Annotated in this window: 14 protein-coding genes, 2 tRNA genes and 1 pseudogene; 4 read left to right on the top strand and 13 right to left on the bottom strand. The window is 67.9% G+C overall.

The genetic code is table 11. The annotated features are described in order from the left end of the window. The 4 genes from HCA44_RS17975 to HCA44_RS17960 all read right to left on the bottom strand — a co-directional run bounded on the left by HCA44_RS17975 (position 1) and on the right by HCA44_RS17960 (position 2495). Positions 1 to 774, bottom strand: coding sequence for a methyltransferase domain-containing protein (locus HCA44_RS17975; RefSeq protein ID WP_169650698.1), 774 nt, complete (start codon positions 772 to 774; stop codon positions 1 to 3). A gap of 42 nt (positions 775 to 816) precedes the next feature. Next, positions 817 to 1500, bottom strand: coding sequence for a DUF899 family protein (locus HCA44_RS17970; RefSeq protein WP_169650697.1), 684 nt, complete (start codon positions 1498 to 1500; stop codon positions 817 to 819). Between the two features lie 76 nt (positions 1501 to 1576). Beyond that, positions 1577 to 2020, bottom strand: a complete 444-nt coding sequence (locus tag HCA44_RS17965; RefSeq protein WP_169650696.1) for a hypothetical protein — start codon at positions 2018 to 2020, stop codon at positions 1577 to 1579. An 88-nt stretch (positions 2021 to 2108) separates the two neighbouring features. Next, a complete protein-coding gene (locus HCA44_RS17960; RefSeq protein ID WP_169650695.1) occupies positions 2109 to 2495 on the bottom strand; it encodes a DoxX family protein in 387 nt (128 codons plus the stop codon). Between the two features lie 95 nt (positions 2496 to 2590). Here HCA44_RS17960 and HCA44_RS21080 point away from each other — a divergent pair, with 95 nt between their 5' ends. The 4 genes from HCA44_RS21080 to HCA44_RS17945 all read left to right on the top strand — a co-directional run bounded on the left by HCA44_RS21080 (position 2591) and on the right by HCA44_RS17945 (position 5367). Further along, positions 2591 to 2923: a sigma factor gene (locus tag HCA44_RS21080; RefSeq protein ID WP_240945614.1), complete on the top strand. Its 333-nt coding sequence runs from the start codon at positions 2591 to 2593 to the stop codon at positions 2921 to 2923. A 5-nt stretch (positions 2924 to 2928) separates the two neighbouring features. Beyond that, positions 2929 to 3459: a nuclear transport factor 2 family protein gene (locus tag HCA44_RS21290; protein WP_346764779.1), complete on the top strand. Its 531-nt coding sequence runs from the start codon at positions 2929 to 2931 to the stop codon at positions 3457 to 3459. A gap of 151 nt (positions 3460 to 3610) precedes the next feature. Continuing rightward, positions 3611 to 4036 (top strand): YciI family protein, encoded by a 426-nt coding sequence (locus HCA44_RS17950; protein ID WP_169650694.1) that lies wholly within the window; start codon positions 3611 to 3613, stop codon positions 4034 to 4036. A 14-nt stretch (positions 4037 to 4050) separates the two neighbouring features. Further along, positions 4051 to 5367, top strand: a complete 1317-nt coding sequence (locus HCA44_RS17945) for a DUF6596 domain-containing protein (protein ID WP_169650693.1) — start codon at positions 4051 to 4053, stop codon at positions 5365 to 5367. Between the two features lie 84 nt (positions 5368 to 5451). Here HCA44_RS17945 and HCA44_RS17940 read toward each other — a convergent pair. From HCA44_RS17940 to HCA44_RS17900, 9 genes and pseudogenes are all read right to left on the bottom strand, one after another. After that, a tRNA-Ala gene (locus HCA44_RS17940) sits at positions 5452 to 5524 on the bottom strand. A 121-nt stretch (positions 5525 to 5645) separates the two neighbouring features. Beyond that, positions 5646 to 5719: transfer RNA gene (locus tag HCA44_RS17935), tRNA-Ile, on the bottom strand. Between the two features lie 122 nt (positions 5720 to 5841). Continuing rightward, on the bottom strand, positions 5842 to 6975 hold the full coding sequence (locus tag HCA44_RS21285) for a DUF3566 domain-containing protein (RefSeq protein ID WP_169650692.1): 1134 nt from the start codon (positions 6973 to 6975) through the stop codon (positions 5842 to 5844). Continuing rightward, positions 6975 to 9482 carry a DNA gyrase subunit A gene (gene gyrA / locus HCA44_RS17925; protein WP_169650691.1) on the bottom strand — a complete coding sequence of 836 codons (2508 nt, stop codon included), beginning with the start codon at positions 9480 to 9482 and terminating at the stop codon, positions 6975 to 6977. Before gyrA ends, HCA44_RS21285 begins: the two co-directional genes overlap by 1 nt. Positions 9483 to 9633: 151 nt before the next feature. Continuing rightward, positions 9634 to 10467, bottom strand: a complete 834-nt coding sequence (locus HCA44_RS17920; RefSeq protein ID WP_169650690.1) for an MHYT domain-containing protein — start codon at positions 10465 to 10467, stop codon at positions 9634 to 9636. Between the two features lie 47 nt (positions 10468 to 10514). Beyond that, positions 10515 to 11102: an ATP/GTP-binding protein gene (locus tag HCA44_RS17915; protein ID WP_346764778.1), complete on the bottom strand. Its 588-nt coding sequence runs from the start codon at positions 11100 to 11102 to the stop codon at positions 10515 to 10517. Further along, on the bottom strand, positions 11092 to 11475 hold the full coding sequence (locus HCA44_RS17910; RefSeq protein WP_169650688.1) for a DUF742 domain-containing protein: 384 nt from the start codon (positions 11473 to 11475) through the stop codon (positions 11092 to 11094). Before HCA44_RS17910 ends, HCA44_RS17915 begins: the two co-directional genes overlap by 11 nt. A gap of 8 nt (positions 11476 to 11483) precedes the next feature. Then, the gene (locus HCA44_RS17905; RefSeq protein ID WP_169650687.1) at positions 11484 to 11897 is read right to left on the bottom strand and encodes a roadblock/LC7 domain-containing protein; all 414 of its coding nucleotides are present in this window, start codon (positions 11895 to 11897) and stop codon (positions 11484 to 11486) included. Further along, positions 11894 to 12886, bottom strand: a pseudogene (locus tag HCA44_RS17900) (hypothetical protein); the annotation flags it as partial. The pseudogene HCA44_RS17900 and the gene HCA44_RS17905, both read right to left, overlap by 4 nt.

Raw genomic sequence — 12886 nt, 5'->3', positions numbered from 1 at the left:
TCACAGCTTGCGTGCGACGACGACGCCGAAGCTCGTCCACCGCCCGGCGTCGACGCGAAGGGTGGCGGGATCCCCCTCCGGATCGGCCTTGGCGAAAGGGTCGTGACGCGCGAACTCGTCCCACCAGTCGGTGGCATCGGTGGCATATTCCGCCTGCACGATGTCGAAACCCGCCGCGGCGACGGCCGCGACTGTGCTTCCGAGGTCACTGAAACAGTCGGCCCACGAGAATTCGCCGCGCGTGACGTACGGGCGGAGATCGTCGGGCAGAGGGACGTCGAGGTGCATCGGCTCGCCGAGACCGAACACGCCGCCCGGCGCGAGGATCCGGTGGATCTCCCGGAGCGCGGCCTGGTAGCCCTGCTGTCCCTCGACGGCGCGGATCATCTCCAATGCGGTCGTCGAGTAGGCGAAGTCGAACGATCCGGTCGCCAGCTTGGTATCGGGAACCCCGGCGCCGAGGGCAAGGACCCGGTGGCCGACGCCCCACTCGCGGGCATTGTCGACGACGTGGTCGACCATCGGACGGCCGTCCTCGCGATCGTTCCACGGATCGAGCGCGAGTGCCGTGACCCCGTATTCCTTGGCGAGGAAGCACGTCTGCAACCCTCGATTGGCGCCGATGTCGACCAGCGTTGCACCCTCCCGTAGCTCCATGGCGTCGGCCATGTGCTCGGCGAGCCGCAACCCGCCGGGTCCGCTGCACTGGGCGTAGACGTAGTCCAGATCGGGGTAGGCGTCGGCACGACGGCCGTAACCGGCGGAGGCAGGCATGCAACGAAGCCTCTCCCGCCCCGGCCTCCGGCCGCAACAGGTTTACGGCCCGTACAGACGCGCGACGTCGGGAGAATCGAGCCACTTCGAGTAGGTGGGCGACTGGGGCCAGCCGTCGGGCGAGTCCTGCCATTCCTCCTGGCGGCCCCACGGAAGCAGATCGACCAGAGGGAATGTGTAGGTGAGTTGTTCCGCACCCCGACCGCTGGTGTGCCAGGTACGGAACACGCGGTTCCCGTCGCGGAGGAAGACGTTGATCGCGAAAACGCCACCCGGCGGCGAGTCGACGTCGGCTCCGAAGGAGCTCTCCGACGACGAGTACCAGTCCATCATGTTGCCGACCTTGGCCTTGTACGCAAGCGCCTCGTCGATCGGCCCGTTGGTGACGATCACGAAGCGCGCGTCGTAGTTGTCGAGGATGCCGAGGCGCGTCCACTGCATCGTGAGGCTGGTGCACCCGCCGCACTGCCACTCGGCGCCGTATACCCACATGTGGTTGTAGACGATGAGTTGCGAGTGACCGCCGAACACGTCGACCAGTCGGATCGGACCGTCCGGACCGATCAGCGTGTAGTCGGGCAATTCGACCATCGGAAGCCTCCGCCGCTGCGCGGCGATGGCGTCGAGTTCGCGCGTCGCAGCTTTCTCGCGCGTGCGCAGGTCGTCGAGAGCCTGCCGCCATGTCTGCCGGTCGACGATCGGGGGAAGAGCGCTCTGCTCGGTCATGATGCCTCCAAAGACGCTGGACGAACGCCTCTACGGTTCCGACTCGAGGCATACCCGGAATTCATCGCCGCCGTCGTCATCTGCCGACGTCGCGTGGCATGACGTGCGCCCGGACACCACGACGCCGAAGTATCACGTCCCACACCAGGCCGAGCGCAACCGGCAGCTGGCCCAGCATCAGCGAAGCCGGCAGTGTGATCAGTTCCCATCCTGTCGAGGCGAACGCGAACGCCCACACGACGATCGCCAAGACCAGCAGGAGCGTCGCGCAGTGCCCGATAGTCATCAGCAGCAACGGCAGCCATGCCCGTCGGCGAGTGCGGCGCGCGAGGACGACGACACCCGCCACCGCGCCGACCGAGGCGGCAACCCAGCCGATCGGTGTAGGGAGCACCACCATCACCCCGACGAGCGGGCCCGGCTCGATCAACCCAGAACCCACCAGTTGAGGGAGCACGAACAGCCACACCGAGACGAAACACAGCACCGAGACCACGGATGCGGCCACAAGCGTTTTCACCGCTGCGACCTAACCCGGCGGGCCCCCCTCACCCCTCGTGAGCACTTTGCGAGTCCAGGCACGCCGGTTTCACTCACGAGGGGCGCGGTCAGCTGCCGTACGGAGCCAGATCGAATCGACCCCACGCGACGAAGGCGAACGCCGCCAGGAACAGCACGTCGCCGACCATGTATCCCCACTCGCTGCGCATGAACCGGATGGTGGCCGCCCCGGCCATGAACAGCATCAGTCCACAGGCTGCGAGCGGCGACAGTACGGTCGCGACGCCGACCAGCGGGGGCAACACGAGCCCGACAGCCCCGATGAACTTGATCGTGCCGATCGCCTTGATATGTGCGGCACTGAACTCGTCCACCCAATGCTGACTCGCCGCAAGCGCCCGATAACGGTCCCGTGGGAGCAGAATCTGGGTGGCACCGCCGATCGCGTACGCGATGGCGAGTACGGCGGTGACAATCCACAATGCGGTGTTCATGACGGTAGCCCTCCTCGTTACGTTCGCCCGTCCGGGCGCGTCATGTTCATGACGAACCGGCGAGCGCGGACGTAACAGCGAAGGGAGCGAACACCATGGACGAGCAACTCCTGGCCGCCGAATTCGAGCGGCAACGACCCCGCCTGTTCGCGGTCGCCATGCGAGCGCTCGGTTCACGCGCCGATGCGGACGACGCGGTGCAGGAAACATGGCTTCGGCTCACCCGGTACTCCGGGGAACCGATCGAGAACCTGGCCGGCTGGCTCACCCGGGTCGTCGGACGCATCTGCATCGACATGTTGCGCAGTCGCACCGCGAGGGCCGAGTCGATGCTCGACCCGTGGGCGGACGGCGACCCGATCGTCGCCGACGACGTCGAAGGCACGGACGACGTGGTGGCCGCGCCGACACGGTCGGTCTCGCGATGATGGTCGTGCTCGAATCCCTGAAGGCGGAGGAACGTCTCGCGTTCGTGTTGCACGACATGTTCGCCGTCCCGTTCGCCGAGATCGGACCGATCGTCGGGAAATCGCCCGACGCCGCGAAGATGCTCGCGAGCCGCGCCAGGCGCAAGGTGCAGGATCGTCCACTCCCCACCGGGGAGAAGCGGCAGCGACGCGAGGTCGTCGACGCATTTCTCGCGGCCTCCCGCGAGGGCGACTTCGACGCGCTGATGAAACTTCTCGATCCCGAGGTGATCTGGGTGCGCCGCACCGCGCACGGCAGCAAGGTCGTGATCGGTCCCAACGAGGTCCTCGCCGCCGTCCAGCGCGGCGACGTCGCTCGCGTCGAGGCACGCCGCGTCAGCGTCGACGGAGAACCCGGCATCCTCGCGTGGGGCCCGACCGGCCGCCCGATCGCACTCATGTCGTGCACGGTCGCCGACGGCAAGATCGTCGCCGTCGAATCGCTTGTCGACCCCGGGCGTCTGGCGCGCATGGACCTCCCGGGCAGAAGGGGCTGACCGAGCCGGTGCGCTCTACCTGCGATTTCTCATAGTCCGGGAGATCTGTTCGGCGCTCACGAAAGTTCCGTACAGAATGTGTCGATTTCTGTTGATCTCGTTCGACGTATGTCACGTACCGACCGAACAACGAGAGATCTGGGAGCTGACGATGAAGTACATGCTGATCATGCGCGACAGCGATGCGGCGATCGAGGCGGCCAAGGAGGTCCCGTTCGAGGAGATCATCGCCCGGATGGGCAAGTTCAACGAGCAACTGGTCGAGGCCGGAGTGCTGGCCGCAGGCGAAGGACTCACCCCCGCAGAAGAAGGGTTCGTCGTCGATTTCGACGAGGATCCGCCGATCGTCACCGACGGTCCGTACGGTGAGACGAAGGAGCTGTTCAACGGCTTCTGGATGCTCGAAGTGTCCTCGAAGGAAGAGGCCGCCGAGTGGGCCAAGCGAGTGCCGCTCGGTCCCGGATCGAAGATCGAGGTCCGCCGGGTGAGCGGCGTCGAAGATTTCCCTCAGGACAACGAGTGGATCCAGAAGGAAGTCGGCTGGCGCGAGGAACTCGAAGGAAAGAGCCGCGCCTGAGCAGAAGAGAGCACGTGCCCGAGCGCCCACCGAGCCACCGCCGCGTCGACCCCGAGTCGGCGCGACGGTCGGTCGAGGCCGTGTGGCGTATCGAGTCGGCCCGCATCGTCGGCGCCCTCACCCGGCGAGTCGGTGACTTCGCGCTCGCCGAAGACCTGACGCAGGAAGCCCTCACCGACGCACTCGCGCAATGGCCCGCCACCGGGGTGCCGCGCAACCCTGCCGCGTGGCTCACGACGGTCGCCGAACGCAAAGCGATCGACCATTGGCGCAGGCGCGAGCGCTACGACGATCGGATGGCCGGTTTCGCCCACGACCTCGAAGCATCGCAACGAGACGCCGCGAACGACATGCCGTGGGACCCGGATGTCGACCCCGACGACCCCGACGACGTCCTGAGGCTGATCTTCGTCGCCTGCCACCCCGTGCTGCCCCGAGAGGCGCGGGTCGCGCTCACTCTCCGAGTGGTGTGCGGGTTGACCACCGATGCGATCGGCAAGGCCTTCCTCGTCCCGACCACAACAGTTCAGCAACGGATCGTGCGTGCCAAGAAGACTCTCGGCGCCGCACAGGTGCGCTTCGAGATGCCGGCCGGCCGCGAGTACGCGCGACGTGTCGGGTCGGTGCTGAACGTCGTGTATCTCTTGTTCAGCGAAGGCCACTCCGCAAGCTCGGGTGACTCGTGGATGCGCACCGACCTGAGCCTCGAGGCGCTGCGTCTCGGCCGGGTTCTCACCGCGCGCCTGCCACGCGTCGCCGAGGCGCACGCACTGTCGGCACTCATGGAACTGACGGCAGCCCGCTTCCCCGCGCGCCTGGACGCAGACGGCAAGCCGATCCTGCTCGCCGATCAGGATCGACGGCTGTGGGATCGGGGCCGCATCGCGCGCGGCCGCGCCGCGCTCGCCCGCGCCGACGAACTCGAGGACTCCCGCGGTCCGTACGCGGTGCAGGCGGCGATCGCCGAATGCCACGCGCTCGCGAGCTCGGTCGACACCACGGACTGGCATCGCATCGTGGATCTCTACGACGAGCTCGGTCGCGTCTCGCCGTCCCCCGTCGTCGAGCTCAATCGCGCAGCCGCCATCGCGATGGCCGACGGCCCCGAATCGGCGCTGCGGATCGTCGACGAGCTGGCGGCGAGCGGACGGCTCGCTCGGTACCGGCTCCTGCCCGCCACGCGCGCGGAACTTCTCCTGCAGATCGGCCGCACCGACGAGGCACGGGCCGAACTTGCCGCCGCGGCACAGCTCACCGAAAACGAACGTGAGCGCGCGGTCCTTCTCGACAAGATCTCGACGTTGGAGCGGCCCTCACCTGGTTCCACGTGAAACAGTGGCCGCACATTCCCGCCGGCCACAGCCGTGCCACAGACGAAAAAGGCGCCTCCGTCGTGGAGGCGCCCTTCGTGAATGTGGAGCCTAGGAGATTCGAACTCCTGACATCTGCCTTGCAAAGGCAGCGCTCTACCAACTGAGCTAAGGCCCCGTGACCTCGTGCCAGACCTCCCTGCTCTCGAGCAGCTTGGTCAATCCGAGACCTACGGCGATGCCGGTTCCGATGATGAGCAGAACACGCATCGGGTGGTCTCCTTGTTCGACACCAGGAGTGGGCCTAGGAGGACTTGAACCTCCGACCTCTTCGTTATCAGCGAAGCGCTCTAACCGCCTGAGCTATAGGCCCTCGATCGAGTTCTCGGACATATCCAGAGTACGTCCTGAACCGAGTGGGAAGATTACCGCACCGGACCCCGGGATTCCAAAACGGGCCCGGTGCGGCTACATCTCCGCAGCTCGCGGACCTACTCAGTCGCGGTCCGCGAGAGTGACCTCGAGACCACCGACGAGGTCCGCGCACATGTTGTAGATGAACGCGCCGATCGTCGCGAGCGCCGTGAACAACACCATGTTCGCAAGCCCGACCACCGCCGAGTACCCGAACACCTGCCCCGCCGTGACGAGCCCGCCGGAACCGCTGTCGGCGACGATGTCGGTGAACGCGTTGTTCAGCCGGTCCCACACGCCCATGCCCTCGAGCACGAGGTAGAGCAGGCCCACCGCGACCATCCACACGAAGAACAACGACACCGACAGGATCGACGAGATCTTGAGCGTCGACCACGGATCGATGCGCCGCAGCTGCACCGTCGCGCGCAGTGCGTCGGCCTCTGCGACTCGGGTAGGTGCCGCGACGGCCCCGGTGGCCGGCCGCTGCTCGGCGGCCCGCTCGGCCGGTGTCGGGTGCTTCGCCTCCGACAGATCCGGCATGTCGGTGGGCAACGTGCTCCGACTGATGTGACGCGTCGGTCCGTCGATGCCCGCCGCCTTCGCCTTGGCGGCCTCCCGGTTCGGCGCAGGCTGGGTCTGGTTCTGACCCTGCGCCTGGTTCTGCGGCGCCGCGGTGCCGGTGACGACGGGCATTTTGCGCGTCGACGACGCCCCCGTGACAGGCTGCGAACCAGGACGGATGTTGGTCTGCGGCTCGCGCTGCACGCCGCGCTGCCACGGCGGCTGCTGGCTGCCGCGCACCGTGTCAGGGCGCTGACCGGCATTCGGCGCCGGATTGTCGGCCTTGTTCTCGGCCGAGCGACTCTCCGTCGGCCCCGCCGCGGCCTCGGGGCGCACTGCCGACCCATTCGTCGGCGGCCGGTCGGCGGCAGGTGCGGCCTTCTTCGCGTCTGTCGGAGCCTGCGCCGATGTGGCGGGCGGACCCTGCTGAGGCTTGGCGGCCGGGGCCTGCTGTTGCTTGGCAGGAGGTGCCTGCTGAGGCTTGGCGCCAGGGGCTTGGGGTGGCTTGGCGCCAGGGGCCTGGGGTGGCTTGCCTGCCCCCTGCGGAGCACCGTTCCCCTTGGCCCCCGCACCCTTCGCACCGGAAGGATCTGGTTTCGACTCGGCACCTGTCGGCTCGTCGGGACGGCCTGGCTGGTGGGGAGTGCTCACTAGGACTCCTTAGCTCCGGTGTCGGCGGGCTCTTCCGGTTCGTCGGCGTTGCGGGCGATCGCCAGCAGATCGACACCGTCCGCGAGGTTCATCAGGCGCACACCCTTGGTCTGGCGACCGGCCTTGCGCACCTGCTTGGCGGGCGTGCGGATGACGCCGCCGCCCGACGTGATCGCGTACAGCTCGTCCTCGTCGTCCACGATGACCGCACCGACAAGGGTGCCACGCTTGGGGTCGTACTGGATGGTAAGCACGCCCTTGCCGCCGCGTCCCTGCGGCATGTAGTCCTCGATCGGCGTGCGCTTGGCGTAACCGCCGGACGTCGCGACCAGCAGGAAGTTGCCGACACCGTCCTTGACGACGTTGAGCGACAACAGGACGTCGTCCTCGTTGAACCGCATGCCCTGCACGCCGGACGTCGCGCGGCCCATCGGCCGCAGCACGTCGTCGGTGGCGTGGAAACGGATCGACTGGCCCTTCGCGGACACGAGCAGCAGGTCGTCGTCCGACGAGCACAGCACCGCGCCGACCAGTTCGTCCTCGCCGCGCAGGTTGATCGCGACGATCCCGCCCGAGCGGTTCGAGTCGAAGTCGGTGAGCTTCGACTTCTTGACCAGGCCGTTGCGCGTCGCGAGTACGAGATACGGCGCGTCCTCGTACGACTTGATGCGGATGACGCCCTGGATGCGCTCGTCGGGCTGGAAGGCGAGCAGGTTCGCGACGTGCTGACCACGGGCGGTGCGGTTGGCCTCGGGTAGCTCGTACGCCTTGGCGCGGTACACCCGGCCCTTCGTCGTGAAGAACAACAGCCAGTCGTGCGTCGACGTGACGAAGAAGTGCTTGACGATGTCGTCCTGCTTGAGGTCGGCGCCCTTGACGCCCTTGCCGCCGCGCTTCTGCGATCGGTACAGGTCGGTGCGCGTGCGCTTCGCGTAGCCCGTCTCGGTGATCGTGACGACGACGTCCTCGCGCGCGATGAGGTCCTCGTCGGCCACATCGCCGTCGGCGGCGATGATGCGCGTGCGGCGGTCGTCGCCGTACTTCTCGACGATCTCGGCGAGCTCGTCGCGCACGATGGCACGCTGCCGCTCAGGCTTGGCGAGGATGTCGCGGTAGTCCTCGATCTCGCGTTCGAGCTCGGCCAACTGCTCCACGATCTTCTGCCGCTCGAGCGCCGACAGGCGACGCAGCTGCATGTCGAGGATCGCGGTGGCCTGGATCTCGTCGATGTCGAGCAGGTCCATCAGGCCCGTGCGCGCGGTGTCCGTGTCGGCCGAGCGGCGGATGAGAGCGATCACCTCGTCGAGCGCGTCGAGCGCCTTGACCAGGCCGCGCAGGATGTGGGCGCGTTCCTCGGCCTTGCGGAGCAGGTACTCGGTGCGCCTGCGGATGACCTCGATCTGGTGCGTCGTGTACAGCCGGATCATCTGGTCGAGCCGCAGCGTGCGCGGCACGCCGTCGACGATCGACAGCATGTTGGCACCGAAGCTCGTCTGCAGCTGCGTGTGCTTGTACAGGTTGTTGAGCACGACCTTCGCGACGGCGTCGCGCTTGACCGTGATGACGATGCGCATGCCGACGCGGTCCGACGACTCGTCGTGGATGTCGGAGATGCCGGCGATCTTGCCGTCGCGCACCTGCTCGGCGATCGACGTGATCATGTTGTCGGGGTTGACCTGGTACGGGAGCTCGGTGACGACGATCGTGGTGCGCCCCTTGGCGTCCTCCTCGATCTCGACGACACCGCGCATCCGGATCGAGCCGCGGCCCGTGGTGTACGCGTCCTGGATGCCCTGCGACCCGACGATGAGCCCGTGTGTCGGGAAGTCGGGGCCCTTGACGCGCTCCATGCACGCCGCGAGCGTGGCTTCCTCGTCGGCCTCGTGATTGTCGAGCGCCCAGTAGACCGCCTCGGCGACCTCACGAAGGTTGTGCGGCGGGATGTTCGTCGCCATACCGACGGCGATGCCGCCGGACCCGTTGATCAACAGGTTGGGGATACGGCTGGGGAGAACCACAGGTTCTTGTGTCCGGCCGTCGTAATTGGGCTGGAAATCGACCGTCTCGTGATCGATCTCGCGCAGCATCTCCATCGCGAGCGGCGTGAGCCGGCACTCGGTGTATCGCATTGCGGCCGCGCCGTCGTTGCCCCGCGAACCGAAGTTGCCCTGACCGTCGACGAGCGGGTAACGCATCGACCACGGCTGAGCCAGACGCACCAGGGTGTCGTAGATCGACGAATCGCCGTGCGGGTGATAGTTGCCCATCGTCTCGGCGACCGCGCGAGCCGACTTGACGTAACCGCGGTCGGGCCGGAACCCGTTGTCGTACATCGCGTAGAGGACGCGCCGGTGAACCGGTTTGAGCCCGTCGCGCACGTCGGGCAGTGCACGCCCCACGATGACGCTCATCGCGTAATCGATGTAGCTGCTCTGCATCTCCTGCTGGAGGTCTACGGGCTCGACGCGATCGCCCGGTCCCTCCGGCGGCAACGTGGTGTCAGTCATGAGCTCCTTCTTCTCTCGCCTTGACGTTCCGGGGCGGGCGACCGCTCGCGAAGAACATCGCGCAACCACTCGAGTCTATAGGTGCAGGTCAGCTGACGCCCGCACGACTCGGGGGCGCGCCGGAACCGAGTAAACCGGGAGCTCGACGCTCTCAACCGCGGGTGTGCAGTACCTCGAGGTCGTTCGCTTCGTCCGCGAGCCGGTCGGCCTCACGGTCGAGGCGGGCGGACACCCGGTCGGGCGCCATGAGCAGCGCCGTGATCGGCACCGTCGACACGAGCATCGCCAGCACGAACGCCGGGAACATGACCGAGAAGACCTCGGTACCGTCCGGCACCGGCAGCGTGTCGTCGAGCGTCGCCTCGAGGCCCGCGAAACCGAGATAGTGCATCGCGGTGATCGCGACGGCCAGCACCAGGGCGGCGGCCATCCGACCGATGCGGCGTTCCATCAACAGCGCCGTGAACACGATGCCTGCGGAGATCGCGAGAGCAAGGACGAGCGCCGCCGCCGTGAAGGGCACCGTGTAGTCCAGCGAGCCCTGGATGCGGGCGGCGTGCACGAGCGCCGCGTGCATGCCCACCAGGCCCAGCCACACGAGCAGGATCGCCGGGACGGCGCGGGCGATGTCGACGCCGCCCGACGAGCGGCTGTGCCGCGTCGGCGTGGGCGTGAGCACCACGATCGCGGCACCCGACCCCACGACCGGCACGATCAGCGACAACAGCACCCAGACGAGATCGAAGCGCACCCGGCTGCCGTCGACGCCGAAGCCGGCCATCGCGATGAAGTGCGGCAGCCACGCCCCCACCAGGCCGAACGACAGCGCGGACCAGAACATCCACGTGACGCGCAGTCGCGGAGCCCGCGTGACCGAGGCCATGCGGCTCGACGCGACACCGACGAAGACGCCGATGAACGACGTGACCGCCGCGAGCGCGGCGACCCAGTAGCCCATGCCGAACTGTTCGATTCCGACTGACATCCCAACTCCTGAAAACCCGCGGGAACCGTCGGCTCCCCCTCGGGTGTCTAGTAGGCGACCGACTGCAGCTTGCGCAGCGCGTACTGCGTGATCTCGACCAGCGCCTGCTTGGCCGACTCCCGCTCGCGCGCGTCGACCGCGATGATCGGGACGTCGTGCGACACCGCGAGCGCCTCGCGGATGTCCTCGAACGGATACTGCGGCGCGTCGTCGAACTGGTTGATGGCCACCAGGAACGGCAGGTTGCGCGCCTCGAAGAAGTCGACCGCCGCGAAGCTCTCGTCGAGACGCCGCGTGTCGATCAGGACGATCGCGCCGATCGCGCCGCGGATCAGGTCGTCCCACATGAACCAGAAGCGGTGCTGGCCGGGCGTGCCGAACAGGTAGAGCACGAGATCCTCGGCCAGGCTGATACGGCCGAAGTCCATCGCGACCGTCGTGGTCGCCTTCTGCGGAACGTTCGAGAGGTTGTCGATACCGTCGCTCTGGTCGGTGACCAGCGCCTCGGTACGCAGCGGCACGATCTCCGAAACCGCGCCCACCAGCGTCGTCTTGCCGACACCGAAGCCGCCGGCGACGACGATCTTGGCAGAGGTGACCCGCCCGGTACCCGGGCCCGCGTTGTCAGATTTCACGAAGTCCACTGAGGACCCTTTCGATGAGTTCGCGACGTTCGGAATCGGTCGAATCCTCCTGCAGCGTGGCAAGTATCTGCAGGTGGCCGGATTCGACCAGGTCGGCCACCAGGACCCGGGCCACGCCCAACGGCAGACCCACGCGCGCGGCGATCTCGGCGACCGACGGCGACTCCTGGCACAGCGTCACGATCGCGGCGTTGACGTCGTCGAGCTCCCACTGTCGGTCCGCGGACTGCGGAAGCGCTCGGATCAGCGCTTCGAGTGCGAGCTCGACTGCCGGACGCGTCCGACCGGACGTGAAGGAGTACGGCCGCACGATGTTCGGTCCGCCACCCTCCGTCCGCTCCTGATAGTCGTCTTCCCTGGACATGGTCTCGGTCAGGATCCCTGCGCTGTGCGGGCCGTGGCCTGCACGGACTGGCCGACGCGGTCGACGAGGACCGCCATCTCGTAACCGACCTGCCCGATGTCGCATTCGGAATCGGTCAGCGTCGCGAGGTACGAGCCGTCGCCGACGCTCATGAGCAGCAGGTAGCCGTTCTGCATCTCGACGACCGACTGCAGCACGCCGCCGCCGTCGAACAACCGGGCGACACCCGCGGACAGACTCGCGAGACCGGACGTGACCGCAGCGAGCTGCTCGGCGCGATCGAGCGGCAGGTGCGCGCTCGCGGCCATCAGCAGGCCGTCGGCCGACACCAGGACGGCGTGCGCGACGCCGGGAACATCGGTCGCGAAGTTGGACACCAACCAGTCGAGTGGCCTGGTGACGTCGGATCCTGGGCTGGTCATCGTTCTCCCTCGGTGCTGTGGCTGCCGGTGCTGTACGTACTGGATCCTGCCGGGGCCGAGCCGGTACCGGCGGGTGCGTGATCGCGGTCCGCCTGGTTCGCACCGAACGAGCGGCCGGCGCGACCGTTGCGGACACCCTGCTGGTGCCGACTGAGCTTGGCGCGGATGGCGTCGGGGTCGCGGACCTTGCGGAACGTGCCCGTGTCGCTGGCGTCGTCGACCGCACCCGGCAGCAGCCGCTCGCCCGGCCTGCGCTTGGGCAGACCGATCTCGGGATCGACCTCGACCGGCTTGGCGATCACCCGGTCGACCGCGGCCCACGCCTCGTCGCCTGCCGAGTGCCACTCGCCCATCGTGGTGTCGCTCGCCGTGGGATCGGTGAGCCAGTTCGACATCATGTCGGCGAAGATCGGCGTGGGATCGGCCGAGCCGTCGACCGGCGGCACCTCGGTGCGGGACTGGAAGAACGACGCCGTCTTCGCGGCGTTCGACCGGTACCGGTGGCGCGGCTCCTTCTGCTCGGGCGGCCGCGCAGGCGTGTCCGCGGACTCCGGCAGCACCCACTCGTCGGTGAGTGGATCACTCGGTGCCGGCTCGGCAGGCGCAGCCGGGGCCTCGGACGGCATGTACGACGAGATCCCGCTGGCACCGGGCCTGCGCTTGGGCAGACCGGTGGACGACACCTCCGCCGCCGGAGCGTCCTGCGGCTCGTGCTGCTCGCGATCTCGCGTCGGCTCACGCTGCGGCAAGCCACTCTCGCGCTGCGGCAAGCCACTGTCACGCTGCGAGAGCCCCGGCTCACGCTGCGGCAATCCGGTGTCACGACGCGGGAGCGGCGGGGCGCCCGCGTCGCCGTCGACACCACGACGTTGGGGCAGACCGCTCTCGCCGCGACGCGGCAGCGGCGGGTTGGCACCCGGCTCGCGCGGCGGCGCCGCAGGCGCCGACTCGGCCGACGCCGCGGGTGCGGGCTCGCCACGCCGCGGCAG

It is taken from the genome of Rhodococcus sp. HNM0569 (genome assembly GCF_012726205.1).
Lineage (GTDB): Bacteria > Actinomycetota > Actinomycetes > Mycobacteriales > Mycobacteriaceae > Rhodococcus_F.
The sequence above is the reverse complement of the archived record's forward strand: the minus strand, read 5'-3'. Positions and strand labels throughout refer to the sequence as shown.